This is a genomic window from Pseudonocardia sp. GCM10023141, assembly GCF_042653605.1.
In genome coordinates this window covers 61,122-84,504 of sequence record NZ_JBHSIR010000008.1, presented here as the reverse complement: position 1 = coordinate 84,504, position 23,383 = coordinate 61,122, and the positions used below count along the sequence as shown (strand labels likewise).

General features: G+C 71.1%; 22 protein-coding genes. 7 read left to right on the top strand and 15 right to left on the bottom strand.

The annotated features are described in order from the left end of the window. Positions 1 to 48 precede the first annotated feature (48 nt). Together ACFPFQ_RS03860 and ACFPFQ_RS03855 are read left to right on the top strand one after the other, a co-directional pair. Complete coding sequence (locus ACFPFQ_RS03860; RefSeq protein ID WP_379614802.1) at positions 49 to 669, top strand: phytanoyl-CoA dioxygenase family protein; 621 nt, start codon at positions 49 to 51, stop codon at positions 667 to 669. Next, a complete protein-coding gene (locus ACFPFQ_RS03855; RefSeq protein ID WP_379614800.1) occupies positions 666 to 1,109 on the top strand; it encodes a DUF5946 family protein in 444 nt (147 codons plus the stop codon). Before ACFPFQ_RS03860 ends, ACFPFQ_RS03855 begins: the two co-directional genes overlap by 4 nt. Here ACFPFQ_RS03855 and ACFPFQ_RS03850 read toward each other — a convergent pair whose 3' ends face one another. The 3 genes from ACFPFQ_RS03850 to ACFPFQ_RS03840 are packed head-to-tail and all read right to left on the bottom strand — an operon-like array spanning position 1,110 to position 4,872. Then, positions 1,110 to 2,117, bottom strand: coding sequence for an alanine racemase (locus ACFPFQ_RS03850; RefSeq protein WP_379614798.1), 1,008 nt, complete (start codon positions 2,115 to 2,117; stop codon positions 1,110 to 1,112). It lies immediately after the preceding gene. Further along, positions 2,114 to 3,406 (bottom strand): D-arabinono-1,4-lactone oxidase, encoded by a 1,293-nt coding sequence (locus ACFPFQ_RS03845; RefSeq protein ID WP_379614796.1) that lies wholly within the window; start codon positions 3,404 to 3,406, stop codon positions 2,114 to 2,116. The genes ACFPFQ_RS03850 and ACFPFQ_RS03845 overlap by 4 nt, the downstream gene beginning before the upstream one ends. Continuing rightward, complete coding sequence (locus ACFPFQ_RS03840; RefSeq protein ID WP_379614794.1) at positions 3,403 to 4,872, bottom strand: APC family permease; 1,470 nt, start codon at positions 4,870 to 4,872, stop codon at positions 3,403 to 3,405. Before ACFPFQ_RS03840 ends, ACFPFQ_RS03845 begins: the two co-directional genes overlap by 4 nt. A gap of 96 nt (positions 4,873 to 4,968) precedes the next feature. On the opposite strand from ACFPFQ_RS03840, the gene ACFPFQ_RS03835 reads away from it, so the two are divergent. Continuing rightward, positions 4,969 to 5,568, top strand: a complete 600-nt coding sequence (locus tag ACFPFQ_RS03835) for a TetR/AcrR family transcriptional regulator (RefSeq protein ID WP_379614793.1) — start codon at positions 4,969 to 4,971, stop codon at positions 5,566 to 5,568. On the opposite strand, the gene ACFPFQ_RS03830 is transcribed toward ACFPFQ_RS03835, so the two are convergent. Further along, positions 5,558 to 6,109: a PaaI family thioesterase gene (locus ACFPFQ_RS03830; protein WP_379614791.1), complete on the bottom strand. Its 552-nt coding sequence runs from the start codon at positions 6,107 to 6,109 to the stop codon at positions 5,558 to 5,560. The two genes, ACFPFQ_RS03835 and ACFPFQ_RS03830, sit on opposite strands and share 11 nt — an antisense overlap. Positions 6,110 to 6,305: 196 nt before the next feature. Between ACFPFQ_RS03830 and ACFPFQ_RS03825 the strand changes: the two genes are divergently transcribed. The 3 genes from ACFPFQ_RS03825 to ACFPFQ_RS03815 all read left to right on the top strand — a co-directional run bounded on the left by ACFPFQ_RS03825 (position 6,306) and on the right by ACFPFQ_RS03815 (position 10,194). Further along, on the top strand, positions 6,306 to 7,061 hold the full coding sequence (locus ACFPFQ_RS03825; protein ID WP_379614789.1) for an enoyl-CoA hydratase: 756 nt from the start codon (positions 6,306 to 6,308) through the stop codon (positions 7,059 to 7,061). A 152-nt stretch (positions 7,062 to 7,213) separates the two neighbouring features. Continuing rightward, positions 7,214 to 9,136, top strand: coding sequence for a 2-oxoacid:acceptor oxidoreductase subunit alpha (locus ACFPFQ_RS03820; protein WP_379614787.1), 1,923 nt, complete (start codon positions 7,214 to 7,216; stop codon positions 9,134 to 9,136). Then, entirely contained in the window at positions 9,133 to 10,194 is a 1,062-nt protein-coding gene (locus ACFPFQ_RS03815; RefSeq protein ID WP_379614786.1) for a 2-oxoacid:ferredoxin oxidoreductase subunit beta, read from the top strand. Before ACFPFQ_RS03820 ends, ACFPFQ_RS03815 begins: the two co-directional genes overlap by 4 nt. Positions 10,195 to 10,294: 100 nt before the next feature. Here the strand turns inward: ACFPFQ_RS03815 and ACFPFQ_RS03810 are convergent, their stop codons facing one another. From ACFPFQ_RS03810 to ACFPFQ_RS03800, 3 genes are read right to left on the bottom strand one after another with little or no spacing between them, the layout of a single operon-like run. Next, positions 10,295 to 11,407 carry a hypothetical protein gene (locus ACFPFQ_RS03810; RefSeq protein WP_379614784.1) on the bottom strand — a complete coding sequence of 371 codons (1,113 nt, stop codon included), beginning with the start codon at positions 11,405 to 11,407 and terminating at the stop codon, positions 10,295 to 10,297. A 49-nt stretch (positions 11,408 to 11,456) separates the two neighbouring features. Beyond that, positions 11,457 to 11,867 (bottom strand): hypothetical protein, encoded by a 411-nt coding sequence (locus ACFPFQ_RS03805; RefSeq protein ID WP_379614782.1) that lies wholly within the window; start codon positions 11,865 to 11,867, stop codon positions 11,457 to 11,459. Between the two features lie 11 nt (positions 11,868 to 11,878). Then, positions 11,879 to 12,613 (bottom strand): OmpA family protein, encoded by a 735-nt coding sequence (locus tag ACFPFQ_RS03800; protein ID WP_379614780.1) that lies wholly within the window; start codon positions 12,611 to 12,613, stop codon positions 11,879 to 11,881. Positions 12,614 to 12,773: 160 nt separating this feature from the next. Here ACFPFQ_RS03800 and rarD point away from each other — a divergent pair, with 160 nt between their 5' ends. Next, positions 12,774 to 13,694, top strand: coding sequence for an EamA family transporter RarD (gene rarD / locus ACFPFQ_RS03795; RefSeq protein ID WP_379614778.1), 921 nt, complete (start codon positions 12,774 to 12,776; stop codon positions 13,692 to 13,694). 283 nt (positions 13,695 to 13,977) lie between these two features. Here rarD and ACFPFQ_RS03790 read toward each other — a convergent pair whose 3' ends face one another. The 8 genes from ACFPFQ_RS03790 to nuoH form a co-directional block, all read right to left on the bottom strand. Next, complete coding sequence (locus ACFPFQ_RS03790) at positions 13,978 to 14,979, bottom strand: polyprenyl synthetase family protein (protein ID WP_379614776.1); 1,002 nt, start codon at positions 14,977 to 14,979, stop codon at positions 13,978 to 13,980. Between the two features lie 94 nt (positions 14,980 to 15,073). Next, on the bottom strand, positions 15,074 to 16,690 hold the full coding sequence (nuoN, locus tag ACFPFQ_RS03785; RefSeq protein WP_379614774.1) for an NADH-quinone oxidoreductase subunit NuoN: 1,617 nt from the start codon (positions 16,688 to 16,690) through the stop codon (positions 15,074 to 15,076). Continuing rightward, positions 16,687 to 18,306, bottom strand: coding sequence for an NADH-quinone oxidoreductase subunit M (locus ACFPFQ_RS03780; RefSeq protein ID WP_379614772.1), 1,620 nt, complete (start codon positions 18,304 to 18,306; stop codon positions 16,687 to 16,689). Before ACFPFQ_RS03780 ends, nuoN begins: the two co-directional genes overlap by 4 nt. Continuing rightward, positions 18,303 to 20,273 (bottom strand): NADH-quinone oxidoreductase subunit L, encoded by a 1,971-nt coding sequence (gene nuoL / locus ACFPFQ_RS03775; protein WP_379614770.1) that lies wholly within the window; start codon positions 20,271 to 20,273, stop codon positions 18,303 to 18,305. Before nuoL ends, ACFPFQ_RS03780 begins: the two co-directional genes overlap by 4 nt. An 82-nt stretch (positions 20,274 to 20,355) precedes the next feature. Beyond that, on the bottom strand, positions 20,356 to 20,655 hold the full coding sequence (gene nuoK / locus ACFPFQ_RS03770; RefSeq protein ID WP_379614768.1) for an NADH-quinone oxidoreductase subunit NuoK: 300 nt from the start codon (positions 20,653 to 20,655) through the stop codon (positions 20,356 to 20,358). Continuing rightward, positions 20,652 to 21,473, bottom strand: coding sequence for an NADH-quinone oxidoreductase subunit J (locus ACFPFQ_RS03765; protein WP_379615175.1), 822 nt, complete (start codon positions 21,471 to 21,473; stop codon positions 20,652 to 20,654). The genes nuoK and ACFPFQ_RS03765 overlap by 4 nt, the downstream gene beginning before the upstream one ends. A 23-nt stretch (positions 21,474 to 21,496) precedes the next feature. Further along, positions 21,497 to 22,039 carry an NADH-quinone oxidoreductase subunit NuoI gene (nuoI, locus tag ACFPFQ_RS03760; protein WP_379614766.1) on the bottom strand — a complete coding sequence of 181 codons (543 nt, stop codon included), beginning with the start codon at positions 22,037 to 22,039 and terminating at the stop codon, positions 21,497 to 21,499. Further along, complete coding sequence (gene nuoH / locus ACFPFQ_RS03755; protein ID WP_379615173.1) at positions 22,032 to 23,348, bottom strand: NADH-quinone oxidoreductase subunit NuoH; 1,317 nt, start codon at positions 23,346 to 23,348, stop codon at positions 22,032 to 22,034. Before nuoH ends, nuoI begins: the two co-directional genes overlap by 8 nt. Between the last annotated feature and the right edge of the window lie 35 nt (positions 23,349 to 23,383).

Here is a 23,383-nt window from a genome sequence, read left to right as displayed (position 1 = left end):
TTCCGGCCGCCCGCGGATTCGACTTGCACGCCACACCAGGATGTCGGCATGACCACCGCATCGGACGACGTGCGCAGCGCGCTGGACGCCGACGGCTTCGTCGTGCTCGATGCGCTGCTCGACCCCGCCACGCTGGCGGGAGTCCGCGCGGCGGTCGACGCGGCACTCGCCCGGGACGGGGTCCGCGGTCCCAGCGGCACGCTGCACGTCGACGACCTGGCGGGCCCGGCCGTGGAGGCGCTGTGGAGCGCTCCGCGGCTGGTCGCCGCCGTGCGGCACGTCCTCGGTCCCGACGCCGAACGCCGGGCGATGGGGCTGCGGGCACCCAACCCGGGTTTCGGCGCCCAGGCGCTGCACGCCGACTTCGCCGGTCCGCCGCCGCCCGACGGGGCGCACGTGGCCGTCGCGATCGTCGCGCTCGTGGACATCACCGCCGACGGCGGCGCGACGCGGGTCGTGCCCGGCACCCACACCTGGAACCGCGTGGCCCCCGGCGACACCGTCGACCGGCCCTACCCCGGGGAGCGCCACGTCGCGCTCGCCGCGGGCTCCGCGGCGCTGCTCAACGGCCACCTGTGGCACTCGGGCACCCGCAACGGCAGCAGCCACCGCCGCGACGCCCTGCAGGTGACGTTCGGCCGCCCCGGCACGGCACAGGGACCGATGTGACGTGTGCGGGCTGCGGCACCGGCGACGGGCCGCTCGTCCCGTCGCCCGCGTGCGCCCAGCACGCGCTGACGGTGGCCGAGCGGGAGTTCTCCGACCAGGCGTACTTCGCGGTGCACCGGATCACCGTTGCCGCCTACGTGCTGCAGCATCCCGACGCGTCCAGCGACCACGCGGTGGCGGTGCACCTCGCCGCGCTGCCGGCCGAGGCCGACGGGCTCGGGCCGGATGCCGGCCGCAGGCGGCTGCGTTGGGCGGCGGAGCACCTGCGCGCGCACCCGCCGGGCCGGCTCGCCCGACCCGCGCGGCGCGGCACCCGCACGATCGCCGACGTGGTGGCGGCCCGCACCGCCGAGGAGCACTGCGCGACGGTCACGCGCTGGGCGGGCCAGGTCTGGACGGCCTGGCACGCCATCGCGCAGGACACGCTGCCGGCCGGCTGATCACCAGCCGCGCAGGTCCACCGGCCAGGTCTCGAGCACCTCGTCGCCGCGCACCACGTGCATGCGCTCGTGCATCGCGACGGTCGGGTCGATGTGCGCGGGCAGGATCCGGATCCGGTCGCCGACCGCCACCGGCTCCTCGGGCGCGAACACCGTGTGCTCGTCGGCGCAGTACCAGACCTGTGCACCGGGCACCGTCGGGTTGCCGTGGTCCATGCCCAGCCCCTTGAGCCCGACGTCGGCGACGGCCCAGCCGGGCTTGTCCCCTGCCGCAGCGGTCACCGAGATCACCGTGCTCAGCAGCGTCAGCGCCTGCCGGAACGGCACGCCCGCCGAGGTGTAGGCGGTGTCCATGAGCGCGTACGAACCGGCCTGCACCTCGTTGACCCACGTGTTGATCGCGTAGGTGCCGGTGCCGCCGCCGGACACGAGCTCGCCGCCGACGTCGCCGTGCGCCGCGAGCAGCAGCGCCATGCACTCCTCGGTGAGCTTGGCCCGCTCGGCGAGGTCCGGGACCAGCATGAGGTGGCCCTCGTAGCCCATCACGCCGCGGATCTGCATACCGGCGGCGCGGGCGCGGTCGGCGAGACGGCCGGCCTGGTCCGGTGCGACGCCGCACCGCGGCAGCCCGACGTTGACGTCGATCACGACCTCGCGCACGCCACCCGCGACGGCGGCCGCGAGCGTCGCCTCGGAGTCGACGGCCACCGTGATCCGCGACCCGGACTCGACCAGCGGGCCGAGGCGGCTCGCGTCGAGCACCTCGTTGGCCAGCAGCAGGTCGTCGAGCCCGGCGGCGGCCATGCCGACCACCTCGCGCACCGTGGCGCAGGTGAAACCGGTGTGCCCCGCGGCGGCCTGCCGCTTCGCGAGCTCCGTGGTCTTGTGCGCCTTGACGTGGGGCCGCATCCGTGGGCCGGGAAGCGCCGCTGCCATGTCGGCGATGTTGGCGTCGAGCGCGTCGGCGTCGACGAGCAGCGCCGGGGTGGTGAGGTCGTTGACGGTCATGGCCCGAGTACCCGCTCCAGGTAGGCGTTCGTGAACCGGCGTTCGGGGTCGAGCTTGTCCCGCAGCGCGACGAAGTTGTCGAACTCCGGGTAGCGCTCGCGCAGCGACGCCGCGGTCTGCGTGTGCAGCTTGCCCCAGTGCGGGCGACCACCCAGCCCCGACATGATCGCCTCGACGGCGCCGAAGTAGGCGTCGTGGGGCTGGCCGCGGTGCACATGGACGGCGATGTAGGCGCTGTCGCGGCCCGACGCCGTGGACAGCGGGATGTCGTCGGCTGCGGCGAACCGCACCTCCACCGGGAACATGACGCCCTGGGCGTGCCGGTCGACCGCCGCCCGCAACGCCGCGAGCGCCTCGTGGATCGCCGCCCGCGGGATCGCGTACTCCATCTCGACGAACCGCACCCGACGTGGGCTCACGAACACCCGGTACGAGCGGTCGACGTACTCCGACGCGGCGAACTGGGAGGCGACCAGCCGGTTCATCCGCGGCACGAGCGCGGGAACGACGTCACCGATCCGGCAGGCCAGCCCGAACACCCCGTTGGTGATGAGCTCCTCACCGACGAACTCGGCCATCCGCGTCCGCACGGGACCGGTCGCCTCGGTGCGGTTGTTGCTCTTGGCGGCGGCGATGTCGGTGTGCGGGAACCAGAAGAACTCGAAGTGCTCGTTCTCCGCCACATGCCGATCCAGGTCGGCGAGCACGCCGTCGAACGGCAGGCCCTCCTCCCTGGCGTGCAAACGGAACGCGGGTTCGGTCTGCAGCGTGACGCCGACCAGCACGCCGAGCGCGCCCAGTCCGACCCTGGCGGCCGCGAAGACGTCGGCGTTCTCGGTGGGAGAGCAGGTCAGGACCCGCCCGTCGGCCAGCACCATCTCGAGCCCGCGGACCTGGCCCGCGATGCCGGTCAGCCCGGCGCCGGTGCCGTGGGTGCCGGTGGAGATCGCCCCGGCGATGGTCTGGGCGTCGATGTCACCGAGGTTGGGCATCGACAGCCCACGCGCCCACAGCAGCGCGTTCAGCTCGCGCAGGCGCAACCCGGCCGGCACGGTGACGAGGTTGGTGGCCGGGTCGACGCGCAGGTGGGCCGGGTCACCCGGCACCACAACCGCAACGTCCTCCGGCACGCCGATCGCCGTGAACGAGTGCCCGGATCCCAGCGCCTTGACCTTCGACCCGTCGCGCTGGGCCGCGCTGACGGCAGCGACCACATCCTCGACGGTGCGCGCCACGACCGTGCGCTTCGGATCCGTCCGCTGGTTCCCGGCCCAGTTGTGCCAGGTCATCCTGATGCCTCCACAGATGTCTCGACGCCCGTGCCCGAGGTGCCGAGCCCGGCCGTCCCGTCCTTGAGCCGGCGCCGCAGCGCGACCACGTACCAGATTCCCGCCAGTGCCAGCCCGCCGAGCACGACGTAGTCGGCCGAGCGGAAGTTCTCCGGGATCGCCAGCGACGCCACCACCGCCAGGATCCACAGCAGCGCGAGCACCGCGATCGGGATGCCCGCCGCACCCAGCCGGAACCCGCCATCGCCCAGCGCCACGATCCGGGGGCGCCGGATCAGGTAGGCGACGACGGTCAGCAGGTAGACGAGGTAGGGCACGAGCGCCGTCGCCCCCACGAGCACGCCGAACGCGTCCCCGTCGGCGGCGCCGTAGCCCAGCAGCACCAGGCAGATCACGAGTGCGGTCACCAGCGCGGCGACCGGGGTGCCGGTGCCCCCGTTGACGCGCCGTAGCAGGCCGGAGAACGGGAGCATGCCGTCGCGGGCCATCGCGAAGATCAGCCGCGAACCGGCGGCCGCCCCGACCACGCAGAGCGCGAACATCGAGAACACCACGACCGCGAGGAACACCTTGGTGACCACCGGGCCGAGCCAGAACTCGGCGATGAACGCCAGCGGGACGGGCGAGGCCTGCGCGCCGGGCAGATCGGGGATCGCCAGTGTGAAACCGACCAGCGCGACCATCCCAAGCACCCCGGAGATCACGACCGACAGCAGCATCGCGCGCGGCACCGTGCGCCGCGCGTCGATCGCCTCCTCGCCGAGGTCGGCGGCCGCCTCGAACCCGACGAGCGTGAAGATGCCGATCAGCGCACCGCCGACGACCGCCTCCATCGGGCCCGCCTCGGTGGCCGTGGTGAACAGGAAGCCGTAGCCGTGGCCGCCACCGGGGACGTCGGCACCACCGCGCACCCACGCGAGGTAGACGACGACGCTGAGCACCACGGTGCCGATGATCTCGGCGAACACCGCGATGTTGTTGACCCGCGCGGCGAGCTGCACCCGCACGATGTTGATCAGGTACGCCAGCACGAGCGCCAGCGCCGCGATGAACACGAGCAGCCGGCCGTCGCCCGCGTCGAGACCGAGGACGGTGGCGGTGAGCGGAGCCAGGCCCAGCAGCATGATCCCGGGCTGCCCGACTGCGCCGTAGAGGATGCCGATGGCCCCGACGACGTAGCCGAACCGGGGCCCGATCAGGCGGGCGGCCCACTGGTAGGCGGCACCGGCGAGCGGGATGTGGCCGGCCAGTTCGGCCAGCACGAGCGCGACCAGGAACTGGCCCACCACCGCGACGGGCCAGAGCCACACCGCGGCCGGGCCCAGCTCGGTCAGGCCGTAGGCATAGTTGAGGAAGATCCCCGTGGTGATGGAGATGATCGAGAAGGCGACCGCGAACAGTGCGAACTTGCGCAGAACGCGTGGCAACTGGGATGCATAGCCGAACTCGGTGCCGGAATCGCTCATGCTCACTCCCGGGGGTCTCGGACCTCGCATGAGAGTGCGATCTGCGGCACACTATGTCAAGCGTCCTGGACGTGCGTCCCAGAAGGAGGAGGCGGAATGGCTCGCATTTCCGCTCTGGTCCGTCGCAAGCAGCTGGTCGACGCCGCGTTCCGCGTGATCCGCAACGAGGGGTTCCAGGCCGCCACCACCCGGCGTGTGTGCGCCGAGGCGGGCGCGTCGCTCGCGGCGTTCCACTACTGCTTCTCCTCCAAGGAGGAGATGCTCGTCGAGCTGACCGAGCAGACGGTGGCCGAGCTCGTCGGCGCGCAGGTCGACGCCGTGGAGATCCGCGGCACGGCGGCCGAGTCGCTGCAGGCGTCACTGCGGTTCTACTGGTCGACGGTCGAGGCCGAGCCGGGCCGCGAGGCCGTGCTGATGGCCCTCACCCAGCAGTCCCTCAACGATCCCGCACTCGCGGGCATCGCCGAGAAGCAGTACGAGGCCTACCGGCGGGTCGCGATGGAGACGCTCGTCCAGATCGCCGACGGCTGCAACGTCACCTGGACGCTGCCGATGGACCAGCTGGCCCGGATGATCATCGTCGTCACCGACGGGGTCACGCTCGGCTGGCTGGTGGACAAGGACGGTGAGGCCGCGGTGGCCGCACTCGACGCCTTCGCGCTCGGGCTGGCCGGGTACGCGGTGGCTAGGGATTGACCTCCCGCCTGCCGCGCAGCTCGCTCTTCGCCGCCTCGACCTCCGCGGTCCGACCGTGCCGGGCGAAGTGGTCGAGCGGGACCGTCAGGAACAGCGCCGTGGCCTGTGCGGCGATCGGTCCGTCCGGATCGTCGAGATGGGCGTCGCCGCTGACCCACAGCTTGCGACCGTCCCGGCCGTCGAGACGGCACATCAGGTGCAGCGTGGTGCCCACCGGGACCGGGCGCCGGAACTCGGTCTGCAGGCTCGCCGTGACGGCAGGCTCGCGGGTGAACACCTGCAGCGCACCCAGCGCTTCGTCGAAGGCAGCGGCGATCAGACCGCCGTGCGCGAGTCCGGGCGCGCCCTGGTGCCTCGGATCCACCTGGAACACGCCGTGGACCGAGACTCCCTCGCCGGTGGTGAAGCGCAGTCGCAGCCCACAAGCCAGCTCGCCACAGGCGAAGCAGCCCGAGTAGTGCATCGGCAGCGCGGTGCCCGGCGGCGGCGACTGCGGGTGCGGTGCGGGTGGCAACAGGTGGGACGGGGCGGCGAGACTCACCTTCGGACCGTAACCCGCGGTACGCACACCCGCCGCGCGGCGTGACCGGCGCTACGTCGCGGACACCTCCGGAATGCCAGGAGGGCGTCCCTCCAGACGTTCAGCGTCAGCAGGGCGTCCCTCCTGACGTTCGGCGTGACGTTAGGAAGGCCACCATGCTGTGCTGCGGACCCGGGCGGCCGGGCAAGATGCCGGCATGGCCGACACAGCTGTCCGCACCGAGATCACCGACCGCGTCGCCGTCCTCACGGTGTCCAATCCCGAGCGGCGCAACGCGATGAACATCGAGCTGTCCGCCAAGCTCGTCGATGCCGTGCGCGCCGCGGAGGGCGATCCCGGCGTCGGCGCGATCGTGATCACCGGCGAGGAGCCCGCGTTCTGCGCGGGTGGCGACCTCGCCGAGCTAGCCACGGCCGATCCCGCGACGCTGCGCACCGTCTACTCCGGCTTCCTGGCGGTCGCCGAGTCCCCGCTGCCCACGATCGCCGCCGTCAACGGGGCGGCCGTCGGGGCGGGCCTCAACCTGGCGCTGGCCTGCGACCTGCGCCTCGCCGGCCCGCGCGCGAAGTTCGACGCCCGGTTCCTGCAGCTCGGCCTGCACCCCGGCGGCGGCTACACCTGGATGGCGCAGCGCGTGCTCGGCGCCCAGGGCGCGGCGGCGATCACCCTGTTCGGCGAGGCCGTCGACGCCGCGGAGGCGCTCCGGATCGGCCTCGTCCACCGCGTCGCCGACGACGTCGTGGCCGCGGCCGTCGAGATGGCCGGGCGCGCCGCCGCCGCCCCGCGCGACCTCGTGATCACCACCAAGGCCACGCTGCGCCTGACCGCCGGCATGACGTCGCAGGCCGACGCGGTGGACGTCGAGGTGCGCGCGCAGGCCGAATCGGTGCGCTCCCCGGAGTTCCGGGAACGGCTCGCCGCGCTGCAGGCGCGCATCAGCCGTTCGGCGTAACGACGGCCCGCGCGGCCCCGACCGTACGGGTGGATTTCCGCGCAACCGAACGGCCCGTGTGACATCTACGGGGCGCGGGGGTAATTGTCCGGACCAAGAGCTAATCTCCATAGGCGACCCTCACCACCCCTCGACCCGAGGACCGACCCCGAATGACTTCTGACACCGCCGTCGACCACCCCACTGACCCGTCCTCGAACGGGCACGGCGGCGGCGGACGTGAAGTGCAAAAGCGTGATCGCGTGGTCATCCGGTTCGCGGGTGACTCGGGCGACGGCATGCAGCTCACCGGCGATCGATTCACCTCCGAGACCGCGGCGTTCGGCAACGACCTCTCGACGCTGCCCAACTTCCCCGCCGAGATCCGGGCGCCTGCCGGCACCCTGCCCGGCGTGTCGTCGTTCCAGCTGCACTTCGCCAACTACGACATCGTGACGCCGGGCGATCGCCCCGACGTGCTGGTGGCGATGAACCCGGCCGCGCTCAAGGCCAACATCGCCGATCTCCCGCGCGGCGGCATCCTCATCGTCAACACCGACGAGTTCAGCAAGCGCAACCTCACCAAGGTCGGCTACGACGCCAACCCGCTCGAGGACGGCACCCTCGAGGAGCAGTACCAGGTGCACCCGATCGCGATGGCCACGCTCACGCGCGGCGCGCTCGAGGAGACCGGGCTGTCGAAGAAGGATGCCGAACGCGCGAAGAACATGTTCGCGCTCGGGCTCCTGTCGTGGATGTACCACCGGCCCAGCGAAGGCACCGAGCGCTTCCTGCGGGAGAAGTTCGCACGCCGCCCCGATCTCGCCGAGGCCAACATCCTGGCGTTCCGCGCCGGCCACGCCTTCGGTGAGACCACGGAGTCGTTCGCGGTCACCTACGAGGTCGAGCCGGCCCCGCTGCCCACGGGCACCTACCGCCAGATCACCGGCAACACCGCACTCGCCTACGGTCTCGTGGCGGCCGGCCAGATCAGCGGCCTGCCGGTGTTCCTCGGCTCGTACCCGATCACCCCGGCGTCCGACATCCTCCACGAGCTGTCCAAGCACAAGGCCTTCAACGTCACCACGTTCCAGGCCGAGGACGAGATCTCCGGGGTCGGCGCGGCGCTGGGCGCATCGTTCGGCGGGGCGCTGGGTGTCACCACCACGTCCGGCCCCGGCGTCTCACTCAAGTCCGAGACGATCGGGCTCGCGGTGGCTCTGGAGCTCCCGCTGCTGGTCGTCGACGTGCAGCGCGGTGGCCCGTCCACCGGCCTGCCCACCAAGACCGAGCAGGCCGATCTGCTGCAGGCCATGTTCGGCCGCAACGGTGAGGCGCCGCTGCCGATCATCGCGCCGCGCAGCCCCGGCGACTGCTTCGCTGCGGCGGTCGAGGCCGCAGCGATCGCGGTCAAGTACCGCACGCCGGTGATGATCCTCTCCGACGGGTCACTGGCCAACGGTTCCGAGCCGTGGAAGGTGCCGGCCGTCGACACGCTCGGCACGATCGACCCCGATTTCGCCACCGAGGTGAACGCCCCCGACGGCTCCGGCGAGTACTGGCCGTACCTGCGCGACCACGACACGCTGGCCCGCCCGTGGGCGATCCCGGGCACCAAGGGGCTGGAGCACCGGATCGGCGGCCTGGAGAAGGCCGACGGTCGCGGCAGCATCTCCTACGACCCCGACAACCACGACCGCATGGTCCGGCTGCGAGCCGCCAAGATCGACGGCATCACGGTGCCCGACATCGAGGTCGACGACCCCGACGGCGATGCCGAGCTGCTCGTGCTCGGGTGGGGCTCCACCTACGGCCCGATCGTCGCCGGCGCCCGTCGCATCAGGGCGATGGGCCGCAGCGTCGCGCTCACGCACCTGCGCAACCTGCACCCGTTGCCGGCCAACCTCGGTGAGGTGCTCGCCCGGTACAAGACGGTGCTGGTGCCCGAGATGAACCTGGGCCAGCTGTCGCTGCTGCTGCGGGCCCGCTACCTCGTCGACGTCAAGAGCTACACGAAGGTCTCCGGCCTTCCGTTCAAGGCCGAAGAGCTGCAGGACCTGTTCCTGGACTACCTCAACGGGGTGCATGCACGATGACCGCACTTGACCTGGGACTGCCGACGATCGGTGGCGGCCTCGCCGGGGTCCCCACCACCGAGGACAAGCAGACCGCCAAGGACTTCACCTCCGACCAGGAGGTGCGCTGGTGCCCGGGCTGCGGCGACTACGCCGTGCTCGCCGCCGTGCGCCAGTTCCTGCCCACGCTCGGCATCAAGCGCGAGAACACCGTCTTCGTCTCGGGCATCGGCTGCTCGTCGCGGTTCCCGTACTACCTCAACACCTACGGCATGCACTCGATCCACGGGCGCGCGCCGACCATCGCCACCGGCCTCGCGGTGTCGCGACCTGACCTTTCAGTGTGGGTCGTCACGGGTGACGGCGACGCGCTCTCGATCGGTGGCAACCACCTGATCCACGCGCTGCGCCGCAACGTCAACCTCAAGATCCTGCTGTTCAACAACCGGATCTACGGGCTGACCAAGGGTCAGTACTCGCCCACATCGGAGGAGGGGAAGGTCACCAAGTCCACCCCCTTCGGCTCGGTCGACCACCCGTTCAACCCGATCTCGCTGGCGCTGGGCGCCGAGGCCACCTTCATCGGCCGCGCGCTCGACTCCGACCGCAAGGGCCTCACCGAGGTGCTCGGTGCCGCTGCCGCCCACCGCGGCAGCGCGCTCGTGGAGATCTTCCAGGACTGCCCGATCTTCAACGACGGTTCGTTCGACGTGCTCCGCAAGGGTGACGACGCCGCCACGCGCGTCATCCCGGTGCGCCATGGCGAGCCGATGCGCTTCGGACCCGATGGCTCCCACGCCGTGGTGCGCGACGGGTTCGGGCTGCGCGTCGCCAAGACCGACGAGATCGACGAGTCCGACATCGTCGTGCACGACGAGGCCGACCACAACCTCGCCTTCGCCCTGTCCCGGCTGTCGGACCAGGACCTCACCCACACCGTCACGGGCATCTTCCGCAACGTCGAACGCACCACCTACGACGACGCGGTCCGCGCCCAGGTCAACCACGAGCGGGAGACGCGCTCCCCCGACCTGCAGGCGCTGCTCAACGGCCGCGACACCTGGACCGTCGCCGGCTGATCCACCGCGTACACCCTCGAGCCTCCGGGCACATGTTCCGACATGTGCGCGGAGGCTCTTCGGTGTGCGCAGTCAGGTGTGAGCAGCCAGGTGTGCGCGGTCAGGCGCGGAAGCCGGCCGCCTCCGCGTCGTCGACCGAGCGGAACCAGAGGTCGGCCCGGGTGCGCGCGTAGTACGGGGACTCCGGCGTGAAGTAGCGCTTGGAGCCGAGGTGCGCCTTGACCTGGTGCGCCGCCGAGGGTGACGCGCCGTCGGCGCCCGGCATGACCGACGGCCCCGCAGCATCGGCGGCTGCCGCACCCGACGACCCGTTCAGCGTCGCGGCCACCACCGCGGCCGCCGCGGCGCCCACCCCGGCCGGCGGGAGCGTCGAATCGAGCGCCGCCAGTGCCGAGTCGGCAGGCTCCCGGCGAGCGTCGGCTGACGGCGCAGGGGGCTCGGGCGCAGGAGATTCGGGCGCAGGAGATTCGGGCGCAGGGGACTCCGGGGCTACCTGTTCCGGCAACGCGACGGTGGGACCGTCGACGGGTACCGGTTCGGATGCAGGGTCCGCCGGGACGGTCGCCACACCAGCGGTCGGCTGGGAGTCGGCGGGTTGGTCGGGCTTCGGCTCCACAGGGATCAGCTCGGCAGCGGATGGCTCGGCAGCGGATGGCTCGGTGGCGGGAGGCTCGGTGGCGGGCGGCTCGGTCCCGTCGCGGTCGACCGGCTCCGGCCCATCGGGCTCCGGCCCATCGGGCTCGACAGCCTCGGGCTCCACAGCGGCCGGCTCCACAGCGGCCGGCTCGGCCACCGCCGATGCCACCGGTTCGACCGTAACGGGACCGCTGTCCGCCGCTGCGGGCGGCTCGACGGCCGCGGGCCCATCGCCGTCACCCGGATCCGTCTCACTCGCAGCAGGCTCCACGGCGGCCGGCTCTTCGGCGGCCAGCTCCTCGGCGGCCGGCTCCTCGGCGGCCGGCTCCTCGGCGGCCGGCTCCTCGGGCGCCCTGCCGGCTGCCGCGGCCAGCAACGGGAGGTCGGAGTCCTCCGTCGTCTCGTCATCGGCCGGCGCCGGGCCGGTGGCGGCGATCGGGACGCTCCCAGCGTCCGGCTCGGGCGCCTCGGTCGCGGTGGGCTCCGGTCCCTTCCCCCGGCGCGCCACGACGATCAGCGCCCCGGCCACGACGACGAGAACAGCCAGCACCACCAGCACCCACACCGCACCCGACACGACCAGCCCCCTCGTCCCACCCCAACGCGTCAGCGGATGAAACCACGAATCAGGTCCGCGACGGCCGTTCGTCATCCCCCATGTCCACGGGACCACCCTGCGCGGGGATGTCGGGTCGCGTGACCCGCGCGACCCCGAGCAGGTCCAGCGCCCCCGTTGCCGTGACCCCGGGGCCCGCCTTCGGGGGCCCGCCGCCGCGCCCGTCGAGCGCGGCGAGCGCAGGGTCCACCGCCGGTGGCGGGTCCGACGGTTCCGGCCGATCGTTGCCGAGCGCCATCGCTGCCAGGTGCGCCGATTCCCAGTCGGACCCGGCCACCGGGTCCGGCGCCCACCGTGTCCCCGCGACGGTGCTGCGTGCCGCGCCGCGCTGCGGCATCACGAAGGCCAGCCAGGTCACGGTCGCACCGGCGAGGAAGGCGATCACACACAGGACCCACACCTGACCGAGCAGCCAGCCCATGAGCGTTCCTCCTACGTGACGGTGATCTCGACCCGGCGGCTGGCCGCCGGAGTGGCGAGCGGGCGGGTGTCGCCGTGGCCCGTTGCCGTGATGCGGGCGCGCTCCACGCCGGCGGCCTCGAGCGCGTCCGCGACCACCGTGGCGCGCTGCTCCGAGAGGCGTTGCGCCGTCTCCGCCGGTCCGGGAGTGTCGGCGACGAACCCGTCGACAGCAACGGGAGCCGCAGGCTCCGCCGCCAGAAGCCTGCCGACCGCGGCCGCGGCCGTCGCCGCGGAACCGGAGAGTTCCGCGCTGTCGGCCCCGAAGGTGATCGGATTCGCCGCCAGCACCGCCGCAACCCGGTCGACGAGCTGCTGTCGCGCCGCCGGGCTCAGCGCCGCCGGACCTCCGGGTGTGGTGGGCAGCGCCCCGGTGGGGGCCGTACCCATCGGGGCGGGTTCGGGCTGCTGCGCAGCCTCACCGATCCGGACGGCACGGACGCCGGGGAGGTCAGCGACGGCAGCAGCGGCCTCCTGCTCCATCCCGCGGGGCACCGCGTCGAGTCGCACGTCGCGGCCGGTCACCGCCACGGTGATCGACCCGAGACCGGCGCCTTCGAGCGCCGACGTGGCCCGCTCGCCGATGTCGGCCGACAGCTGCGGTCCCGGCCACAGCAGCGTCACCGCGGCCAGTGCCGCCGGGACGAGGATGAGCGCGGCGAACCACCACACCGTGGCACGGCGCTGGCCGGAGCCGGGCTCGACCACATGACCTCCACCCGTGTTCGTGTGGCTGCAGAGTGTGAAACTCTTCCATCCGCATCACAGATAGATAACGTAGCGGTAACGGATCGTGCAGACCTGCGCAAATATGCCAGTGACGCGGCTCACTACGGCCGGATCCGGTGCCGGGTGTTCTGATGGGCGGGTGCCACCGACGCCCCCGATCGACCGACGCGGCGTCGCGCTGGGCTTCGCTGCCCACTTCGCGTGGGGGTTGTTCCCGGCGTTCTGGCCGCTGCTCGACCCGGCTGCGCCGGTCGAGGTGCTCGCCCACCGGATCCTGTGGACGCTCGTGCTGATGGCGGCCGTCCTGACCGTCCGTCGCGGCTGGGGCGAGCTGCGGGCGCTGTCGCTGCGGGGCTGGGTCATCGTCGCCGCTGCGGCCGTGTGCATCGCCGTCAACTGGGGTGTGTTCATCTACGGCGTCTCGATCGACCACGTCGTCGAGGTGGCGCTCGGCTACTACATGAGCCCGCTGGTCAGCGTCCTGCTCGGCGTGGTGGTGCTGCGCGAACGCCCCCGGCCGGCGCAGTGGGTCGCACTCGTGATCGCCACCGCGGCCGTCGTCGTGATCGCCGTCGAGACCGGCGGCCCGCCATGGCTGGGCCTGGTGCTCGCCATGAGCTTCGGCATCTACGGACTGCTGAAGAAGACCGTGCCGCTGACGTCGGCCACCAGCCTCACCGCGGAGGGGATCGTCCTCGGGATCCCCGCGCTGGCGCTCGTCGTCGTGATGCAGGCGGTGGGTACCGGCACCCTGACCGGGCACGGCGCGTGGCACGTGGTGCTGCTGATGGCCGCGGGCCCGGTCACCGCGGTGCCCCTGCTGCTCTACGGGGCCGGGGCCCGCCGGATCCCGCTCGCGACGCTCGGCACGCTGGCGTACCTGACCCCCACCCTGCAGTTCCTGTGGGGCTGGCTCGTGGTCGGGGAGGCGATGCCCGCGGGCCGCTGGGTCGGGTTCGGACTGGTCTGGGTGGCACTGGCCGTGTTCACCGTCGACCTGGTCCGCTCCACCCGCGCCACACCCGTACCCGCCGTAGCGCCGCGGGTGGGCACCGGCTGACCCGACTCGCGGTGCACTTGAGCCCGACTCGCGGTGCAAGCCGTCCCGACTCGCGGTGCTGTTGAGCCCCACTCGCGGTGCGTTTCATCGCAACTCGCGGTGCGTTTCATCGCAACTCGCGGTGCGTTTCATCGCAACTCGCGGGCCCATCCATCGCAACTCGCGCGCAGGGCTGGCCCACACCACCGCGAGTTGCGACAGAACGGCCCGCGAGTTGCGACAGAACGGTCCGCGAGTTGCGACAGAACGGCCCGCGAGTTGGGGTGGAATGCTCGCGGATCGGTCAGCCGGTGCGGTCGATGACGAACGTTGTGAGCGAGGCCATCGCGTCCGACGCCGCGCAGGACGGGAGCTTGCCCAGCTCGGCGCGCGCGGCGGCGGCCTGGTCGGCCAGGACGTCGCGCGCCCTGGCCAGCCCGCTGCCGGCCCGCAGGAGGGTGAGGGCCTCGTCGATCTCGGCGTCGTCGGTGATCGGGCGGGCGAGCAGCGCGCGGAGGCGGTCGGCGTCGGGGCCGGTCTCCTGCAGCGCGTAGAGCATCGGCAGCGTCTGGACGCCCTCGCGCAGGTCGGTGCCGGGGGTCTTGCCCGAGCTGTCGGACGCCGAGGCGATGTCGATGACGTCGTCGGAGATCTGGAACGCCGTGCCGATGATGGCGCCGAACCGCTGCAGCGAGTCGACGTGCTCCTGCGGGCAACCGGCGAACATCCCGCCGTAGCGCCCGGAGGTGGCGATGAGCGACCCGGTCTTCTCCGCGACGACCGTGAGGTAGTGCTCGACGGGGTCCTCGCCGGCAGCGGGCCCCTTGGTCTCGCGCATCTGGCCCGTGACGAGCTCGGCGAACGTCTCGGCGATGATCCGCACCGCGTCCGGGCCCAGGTCGGCAACCAGGCGCGAGGCGTGGGCGAAGAGGAAGTCGCCGGTGAGGATCGCGACGGTGTTGTCCCAGCGCGCGTTGGCGCTCTCCGCACCCCGGCGCATGGTGGCCGAGTCCATGACGTCGTCGTGGTAGAGCGTGGCCAGGTGGATCAGCTCGACGACGGCCGCGGCGGTGATCACCTCGTCGGAGTCGGGCCGCGGTCCCATCTGCGCCCCGATCAGGGTGAACAGCGGGCGGAACCGCTTGCCACCCGCATCGATCAGGTGCAGCGACGTCTCCGTGACGAAGCGGTAGTCGCTGTGCACCTCGCGGTGCAGCAGCTCCTCGACGCGCACGAGGCCGGCCTCGGTGACCGCCGCCAGCGTCGCATCACCGAGATCGACGCCAGCGATCACGTTGCTGTTCACGCGTCCTCCTCGGTGCCGTTCGCCGGCGGCGGCACTGCCGCTTCCGTGTCTGCGCTCAGGTTCGCTGGCCGAATCACACCCACCAGACTACGAATCAGCTGACGAAGGTGCCTCCGGCGGCCCACCCCAATGCGAGTGTCGGCACGATCCCGAGCAGCAGGGTGATGAGGACGCCGAGCGTGATGGCCGCCGTGGTGAACGCTCCCGGCACCGTGACGGTGGGCCCGTCCGGGGCCGGCTCGCTGAAGTACATGAGCACGATCACGCGGATGTAGAAGAACGCGGCGACCGCGCTGGCGATCAACGCGATGACCACCAGCCCACCCATCCCGGCGCTCAGGCCAGCCGCGAAGACGGCGAACTTGGCGGTGAAACCGCTGGTCAGCGGGATGCCAGCGAGTGCGAGCAGCAGGAACGTCATGACCGCGGCCACCACCGGCGACCGCTTGGCCAGGCCGGCCCACTGCGAGAGGTGGGTGGCCTCCCCGTCGGCGTTGCGCACCAGGCTGATCACACCGAAGATCGCGAGCGTGGTGAAGCCGTAGGCCAGCAGGTAGAACAGCGTGCCCGAGACGCCCTGTGTGGTGACGGACATCGCACCGATGAGCAGGAAGCCCGCGTGGGCGACCGACGAGTACGCCACCATGCGCTTGACGTCGGTCTGGGTGAGACCGATCACAGCGCCGATCACCATCGAGACGATGGCGACGGCCCAGAGCACGCCCTGCCACTCCCACTGCGTGTCGCCGAAGGCCACGTAGAGGACCCTCAGGATCCCGCCGAAGGCCGCGACCTTGGTGCAGGCCGCCATGAATGCGGTGACCGGCGTGGGGGCGCCCTGGTAGACGTCAGGGGTCCAGGTGTGGAACGGGCCGACGGAGCCCTTGAACAGCAGCCCCACCACGAGCATCGCCAGCCCGCCCAGCCGCAACGCGTCCGACGACGAGGAGACGGTGGCGACCGCGGAGATGTCGGACAGGCGCACCGAACCCGCGGCGCCGTACAGCAGCGCGACGCCGTAGAGGAAGAACGCCGACGCGAACGCGCCGAGCAGGAAGTACTTGACCGCCGCCTCCTGCGAGAGCAGCCGGCGGCGCCGCGCCAGCCCGCACATCAGGTACAGCGGCAGGCTCAGCACCTCGAGCGCGATGAACATCGTCAGCAGGTCGTTGGCCGCGACGAACGTCATCATCCCGGCCAGTGCGAACAGCGTGAACGGGAAGACCTCGGTCTGCATGGTGGGCGCCTGGCCGACCATGCCGTAGGAGCGGTCCTCGGGGTCGTCCCCGATCGCGACCCCGCCGCCGGTGCCGCCACCGGCAACGGCGGCGCGCGCCGCCGACGAGGCGACGAAGGCGCCGCCCGGCTCGACGGACCGGTCGGCGATCAGCAGGATGCTGCCGAGCCCCAGCGCCAGCAGGGTGCCCCACAGGAACAGCGTGGGGCGGTCCACGGCCAGCGCGTCGGCCAGCGTGGTGATGCCGCTGGGGCTGCCACCGGCGTAGAGACCGAGCGCGAGCCCGGCCCCGGCGAGGGTGAGGATCGCGAGCGCCACCTGTGCCGGCCAGCGCTGGTGGCGCGGCAGGAACGCCTCCACCAGCACGGCGAGGCACGCACCGGTGAGCACGACGAGCAGCGGGGCGATGGCGCCGTAGTCGATCGGCGGCGCCTGCAGGGGCGCGGGCGCCTGCGCCAGGATGATCGTGATCACCGGGAAAGTCCTCCCACGGGCAGGTCCATGAGACCCACTTCTTTCAGGGTGGCACCCACCGACGGGGTGATGACGTCGAGCACCGGGCCGGGGAAGAACCCGATCACCAGGATCAGCACGATCAGCGGTGTGAGCACGGCGATCTCACGCTTGGAGAGATCCGGGAACCCGGAGCCGCCGCCCTTGTTCAGCGAGACGGACGGATCCAGCATCGTGCCGGGTCCACCGGCCCCGTCCAGCGCGGCGAGCACGGCCGAGCCACGCAGCGGCCCCTGCATCGTGCGCTGGTACACCCAGAGCACGTACAGCGCGGCGAAGATGATGCCGACCGTGGCGAGGATCGTGTAGACGGGCTCGCGCGGGTAGGAACCGACGAGCACCAGGAACTCGCTGATGAACGAGTTGGTGCCCGGCAGCGCCAGCGACGAGAGGCCCGCGACCAGGAACGTGCCGGCCAGCAGCGGCGCCACCTTGTGCACGCCGCCGTAGTCGCCCACCAGCCGCGAGCCGCCGCGGACGATCAGCAGGCCCACCACGATGAACAGCATCCCCGTGGAGATGCCGTGGTTGACCATGTAGAGCGTGGCGCCTGCGAAGGCCTGCGACGAGAAGGAGAAGATGCCCAGCGCGATGAAGCCGAAGTGGGCGATCGAGGTGTAGGCCACGAACCGCTTCATGTCGGTCTGCCCGACGGCCAGCAGCGCGCCGTAGAGGATGCCGATCACCGCGAGCGTCAGCACCAGCGGCGCGAGGCGCTGGCTGGCGAGGGGGAACAGCGGCAGGCAGTAGCGCAGGAAGCCGAACGTGCCGACCTTGTCGAGCACGCCGACCAGCAGCACGCCGGCCCCGACGGGGGCCTCGGCGGCCGAGTCGGGCAGCCAGGTGTGGAACGGCACGAGCGGCGCCTTGATCGCGAACGCGGCGAAGAAGCCGAGGAACAGCCAGATCTGCGTGGACTCCGGGACGCTCGCGGCCATCCGCTGCAGGTCGACCCAGGTGAACGTGCCCGCACCGAGCTTCTCGCCGCTGACGGCGAACAGCCCGATCACCGAGGCCAGCATGATCAACCCGCCGAGCAGCGAGTACAGGAAGAACTTCATCGCCGCGTACTGCCGGCGCGGGCCGCCGAAGCGCCCGATCATGAAGTACATCGGGATGAGCATGGCCTCGAAGAACACGTAGAACAGGAAGACGTCGGTGGCCGCGAAGACGCCGACGAGCAGGCCCTGCGCGGCCAGCAGGAGCGAGAAGAACCCGGAGACCGTGCGGCCCTCGGGGAGCTTCTCCTCCCACGAGAACGCCAGGACGATCGGCACCAGCACCGCGATCAGGGCGAGCATCACCAGCGCGATGCCGTCGATGCCCAGCGCGAAGTGCGTGCCGAACGCGGGGATCCACTCCACCGACAGCTCGAGCTGGAACCGCGCGCCACCGGCCGCGGCGGGCACCGAGTAGGAGAACCAGACGACCGCGGTGAGCACGAGCTCGACCAGCGCGAACCCGAGCGCGACGAACTTGGCCGTGCGCGGGTCACCCTTCAGCGGCGCCACCACCAGCGAGCCGACGAGCGGCAGCATCAGCAGGATCAGCAGGAGCACGCTTCCTCCGGTGTTCATGCGAACCGCACAGCGAGCAGCGCCGCGACGACGAGCACCGAGCCGCCGAGCATCGAGAGCGCGTAGGACCGGACGAACCCGGTCTGCAACCTTCTCAGCCGCCCGGAACTGCCGCCCAGCAGCGCCGCGGCGCCGTTGACGATGCCGTCGACGCCCCGGTTGTCGAGGAAGACGAGCGCGCGGGCGAGCCAGGTGCCGGGGCGGGCGATGAGCGCCTCGTTGACGGCGTTGGCGTACAGGTCGCGGCGGGCGGCCTGCACCGGGAACGACACGCGGGCCGGCCGCTCCACCGGGGTGGGCCTGCGCCCGACCACGAGGTAGGCGATCAGGACGCCCAGCGCGGAGCACGCGAGCACGATCCACGACGCCGCGTGACCGACCGCGCCGCCCTCGCGCTCCTGCAGCTCCCCCAGCGACGGGGTGAGCCAGCCGGCGAGGGCGTGCCCGTTGGTCAGCAGGAAGCCGGCGAAGAGCGAACCGAAGGCCAGCAGGATCATCGGCGCCGTCATCGACCACGGCGACTCGTGCGGGTGGTAGTCCTTGGCGGGCTCCCCGTTCAGCTCCGGGCTCTGGAGCTTCTCCCAGCGCCGCTCACCGAAGAACGTCATGATCATCAGGCGCGTCATGTAGAAGGCGGTGAGCCCGGCCGCGACCGTGGCCGCGATCCCGAACACCCAGCCCTGCCAGCCCGGGGCGGTGAAGGCCGCCTCGATGATGGCGTCCTTGGTGAAGAAGCCCGACAGACCCGGGAAGCCGATCAGTGCGAGGTAGCCCAGCCCGAAGGTGACGAACGTGATGGGCATCTTCCGCCACAGGCCGCCGTAGTGGCGCATGTCGACGTTGTCGTTCATCGCGTGCATGACCGAACCGGCCCCGAGGAACAGCCCGGCCTTGAAGAAGCCGTGTGCCAGCAGGTGGGCGATGCCCAGCGCGTAGCCCACCGGGCCGAGCCCGACGGCCAGGATCATGTAGCCGATCTGGCTGACCGTGGAGTACGCCAGCACCTTCTTGATGTCGTCGTAGGCGCAACCGATGATCGCGCCGATCAGCAGCGTGACGCCACCGACCAGCATGACGATCAGCCGGCCCGACTCGGACAGGTTGTAGATCGGGTTGCAGCGGGCGATGAGGTACACGCCCGCGGTGACCATCGTTGCCGCGTGGATCAGGGCCGAGACCGGGGTCGGGCCCTCCATCGCGTCGGGCAGCCAGGCCTGCAGCGGGAACTGGCCGGACTTGCCACAGGCACCGAGCAGCAGGAGCACGGTGATGGCCACCAGCGCTGCGGGCGGCACCTGACCGATGCGCTCGAAGACCTCGGTGTACTGCAGCGTGCCGAGCTGGGTCCAGAGGATGAAGATGGCCAGCGCGAGCCCCACGTCACCGACGCGGTTCATCAGGAACGCCTTCTTGGCGGCCGTGGCCGCGGACGGGCGGTCCTGGTAGAAGCCGATCAGCAGGTAGGACGCCAGACCGACGCCCTCCCAGCCGAGGTAGAGCATCACGAAGTTGTTGCCCAGCACCAGTATGAGCATCGCGGCGACGAACAGGTTGAGCTGCGCGAAGAACCGGCGACGGCTTGGGTCCCCAGGATTGTCACTGCTCATGTAGCCGACCGAGTAGATGTGGATCAGCGACCCGACACCGGTGATGAGCAGCACGAACGTCAGCGACAGCGGATCGAGCCGCAGTCCGAAGTCGACGTGCAGGTTGCCGACCGCGATCCAGTCGAACAACCTCAGCTCGACGGTACGACCGGCCGCGGCCTGCCCGATCGTCTGGAAGAAGATGACGAGTCCGAGCACGAAGGACGCGACGACGGTGAGCACGCCGAGCCAGTGGCCCCACCTGTTCGACCGCCGACCGGCGACGAACAACACCAGTGCGCCGAGCGCGGGCAGCACGAACAGCAGCCAGGCCAGGGAGGCGGCACCGGTGGCGTGACCGACCTCGGGGAGTTCGGTCACGAGGTCACCTCACGTGAGCTTGGGCTGAGCACGGGGAGCACTCCTTGATCCGTGTACGGGCGAGCCGTGTCCTGCATCGGACTCAGTACTTGAGCAGGTTCGCGTCGTCGACCGACGCGGTCCGGCGGGTGCGGAAGATCGACATGATGATGGCGAGGCCGACCACGACCTCGGCGGCGGCCACGACCATCACGAAGAAGGCCATCACCTGACCGTCGAGCGTGCCGTGCATGCGGGAGAACGTGACCAGCGTCAGGTTCACGGCGTTGAGCATCAGCTCGACGCACATGAACACGACGATGGCGTTGCGCCGCACCAGCACGCCGACCGCACCGATGGCGAACAGCAGCGCGGACAGCAGCAGGTAGTAGGTGGGGCTCATGAGGTGGTGTCCTCGGACTCGGGGCGACCGCCGGTGAGGGCGTGCGCATCCGGATGCGGCGCGTCGAACGGCTCCACCGGCGTGGCATCGATGATCGCCGAGATGGACTCCGGCGCGATCGACCCGTCGGGCAGCAGCGCGGGCACGGCCACCGAGTTGCCGGTGGCGAAGACACCCGGACCGGGCAGCGGCGAGATGCGGTCGTGCTCACCGCGCAGCCGGGCCTCGACCGTGGCGCGCTGGCCGCGCTTGGCGTGGCCCCGCGACTGCGCGAACGCCAGCACCATGGCCCCCAGCGCCGCCGTGATCAGCAGCGCCGAGGTGAGCTCGAACGCGAACAGGTACTTGGTGAAGATCAGCGCGCCGAGCCCCGGGACGTTGCCGCCGGAGCCCGCGTTGCCGGCGGCCAGCCCGGTGGACGGGGCCGAGGTCAGCGAGCTGCCGAGCGCGCCGACCAGCAGCACGGCGAACCCGATGCCGAGCAGCAGCCCGGTGAGCCGCTGGCCGCGCAGCACCTCGACCACGGAATCGGAGCTGTCGCGACCGACGAGCATCAGCACGAACAGGAACAGCATCATCACGGCGCCCGTGTAGACGATGATCTGCACGAAGCCGAGGAACGGCGCCTGCTGCACGATGTAGAGCACGGCGAGCGAGAGCATCGTGGCGGCGAGCAGCAGCGCGGAGTGCACCGCGTTGCGGGCCAGCACCATGCCCAGCGCGCCGGCCAGCGCGACCGGTCCGAGGATCCAGAAGACGATCGCCTCGCCGGTGCTGACCGTGTCGGTCGCTCCGGCGGGCGCCTGGGCCAGGACCATCAGCCCGGCCTGCGCGAGCCCGTTCACTTGACCTGCTCCCCCACCGGATCACCAGCGGCGCCCTGACGCGCGAGCGTGGGCCCCTGCACGTAGTAGTCCTGCTCGTTCTCGCCCAGCCGCATCGGGTGCGGCGGCTGCTCCATGCCCGCGAGCAGCGGCGCGAGCAGCTGCTCCTTCGTGTAGATCAGGTCCTGCCGGTTGTCGTCGGCCATCTCGTAGAAGTTGGTCATCGTCAACGAGCGGGTGGGGCAGGCCTCGATGCACAGGCCGCAGCCGATGCAGCGCAGGTAGTTGATCTGGTAGACCGCGCCGTAGCGCTCCCCGGGTGAGTAGCGCGCTTCCTCGGTGTTGTCGCCGCCCTCGACGAAGATCGCGTCGGCCGGGCAGGCCCAGGCGCACAGCTCGCAGCCGACGCACTTCTCCAGCCCGTCCGGGTGCCGGTTGAGCTGGTGGCGACCGTGGTAGCGAGGTGCGGCCGGCGGGAAGTTCTCCGGGTACTCCTCGGTGACGACCTTCTTGAACATCGTCGAGAAGGTGACACCGAAGCCCTTGAAGAACTCAAACATCGTGGTTCTCCCCTGCATTGCCGGATGGCGAGGTGGAGGCCCCGCTGAGTGCAGCCTCTGGCGGCGCGGAGGCGTCGACGGACCGGGTGCGCAGCTTGTGGCGGGCCGGAGCGGGCACCCGCAGGTCCAGCGGTGGCACCGGGTAGTCCGATGCCACCTCCACCGTCTGCTCGACCGGACCTCGCCGGTCGGGCACCAGGAAGGCGATCACCAGCAGCACGGCCAGGACGATGCCCACCAGGATCAGCACCGCGTTGAGGCTGTAGCCCGAGGTGCGCAGCGCGCGGATCGCGAAGACCGTGAGGATCCAGAGCAGGCTGATCGGGACCAGGAACTTCCAGCCCAGCCGCATGAACTGGTCGTAGCGCAGCCGGGGCAGCGTGCCGCGCAGCCAGATGAACAGGAACAGGAAGATCGACATCTTGATGATGAAGGCCAGGAACTGGAACCAGCCCGAGTTGAACCCGTCCCACAGGCTCGGCAGCCACGGGATCTGGCCGCCGCCGAGGAACAGCGTGGTGGCCATCGCCGAGACCGTGACCATGTTGACGTACTCGGCCAGGAAGAACAGCGCGAACTTCAGCGACGAGTACTCGGTGTGGAAGCCGCCGACGAGCTCCGACTCCGCCTCCGGCAGGTCGAACGGCGCGCGGTTGGTCTCACCGACCATGGAGATCACGAACACCACGAAGCTGGGCGCCAGCAGCATGAAGTACCAGCCGCTGGACTGCGAGCCGACGATGTCGGCGGTGGACAGCGAGCCCGCGTAGAGCACCACTCCGACGATCGAGAGGCCGAGCGCGATCTCGTAGGAGATCACCTGCGCGGCACTGCGGAGCGCGGCGAGCAGCGGGTAGGGCGAACCGGACGCCCAGCCGCCGAGCACGATCCCGTACACCCCGACCGAGGAGCAGGCCAGCACCACCAGTACGCCGACCGGGAGGTCGACGAGCTGCAGCACCGTGGGCTCCCCGAAGATCGTGACCTCGCCCCCGAAGGGGATCACCGAGAACGCCACGAAGGCCGGGATCGTGGAGATGACCGGGGCGATGAAGTACACCCGCTTGTCGGCCATCACCGGCATGATGTCTTCCTTGAACGCCAGCTTCAGGCCGTCGGCGAGGCTCTGCAGCCAGCCGCCGGGCCCGACCCGGTTGGGGCCGGGACGCTGCTGCATCCGGCCCACCACCTTGCGCTCGGCGTTGATCATGACGAGCGTCAGGACCACACCGATGGCGAAGAGCACCACGACCTTGAGCAGGATCATCCACAGCGGGTCGTCGGCCAGCAGCTGCTGCGTACGGGTCATCCCGTGCGGAGCCGGTGCGGGCACCGGAACCGGTG

Bases quoted from the DNA above. Each gene is read 5' to 3' on its own strand.
- nuoI (WP_379614766.1), bottom strand. From the start codon at position 22,039: ATGTTTGAGTTCTTCAAGGGCTTCGGTGTCACCTTCTCGACGATGTTC.
- ACFPFQ_RS03850 (WP_379614798.1), bottom strand. From the start codon at position 2,117: ATGACCGTCAACGACCTCACCACCCCGGCGCTGCTCGTCGACGCCGAC.
- ACFPFQ_RS03825 (WP_379614789.1), top strand. From the start codon at position 6,306: ATGGCCGACACAGCTGTCCGCACCGAGATCACCGACCGCGTCGCCGTC.
- ACFPFQ_RS03805 (WP_379614782.1), bottom strand. From the start codon at position 11,867: ATGGGCTGGCTGCTCGGTCAGGTGTGGGTCCTGTGTGTGATCGCCTTC.
- ACFPFQ_RS03835 (WP_379614793.1), top strand. From the start codon at position 4,969: ATGGCTCGCATTTCCGCTCTGGTCCGTCGCAAGCAGCTGGTCGACGCC.
- ACFPFQ_RS03860 (WP_379614802.1), top strand. From the start codon at position 49: ATGACCACCGCATCGGACGACGTGCGCAGCGCGCTGGACGCCGACGGC.
- ACFPFQ_RS03780 (WP_379614772.1), bottom strand. From the start codon at position 18,306: ATGAACACCGGAGGAAGCGTGCTCCTGCTGATCCTGCTGATGCTGCCG.
- nuoH (WP_379615173.1), bottom strand. From the start codon at position 23,348: ATGACCCGTACGCAGCAGCTGCTGGCCGACGACCCGCTGTGGATGATC.
- ACFPFQ_RS03765 (WP_379615175.1), bottom strand. From the start codon at position 21,473: ATGGTCCTGGCCCAGGCGCCCGCCGGAGCGACCGACACGGTCAGCACC.
- ACFPFQ_RS03815 (WP_379614786.1), top strand. From the start codon at position 9,133: ATGACCGCACTTGACCTGGGACTGCCGACGATCGGTGGCGGCCTCGCC.
- nuoK (WP_379614768.1), bottom strand. From the start codon at position 20,655: ATGAGCCCCACCTACTACCTGCTGCTGTCCGCGCTGCTGTTCGCCATC.
- ACFPFQ_RS03845 (WP_379614796.1), bottom strand. From the start codon at position 3,406: ATGACCTGGCACAACTGGGCCGGGAACCAGCGGACGGATCCGAAGCGC.
- ACFPFQ_RS03840 (WP_379614794.1), bottom strand. From the start codon at position 4,872: ATGAGCGATTCCGGCACCGAGTTCGGCTATGCATCCCAGTTGCCACGC.
- ACFPFQ_RS03820 (WP_379614787.1), top strand. From the start codon at position 7,214: ATGACTTCTGACACCGCCGTCGACCACCCCACTGACCCGTCCTCGAAC.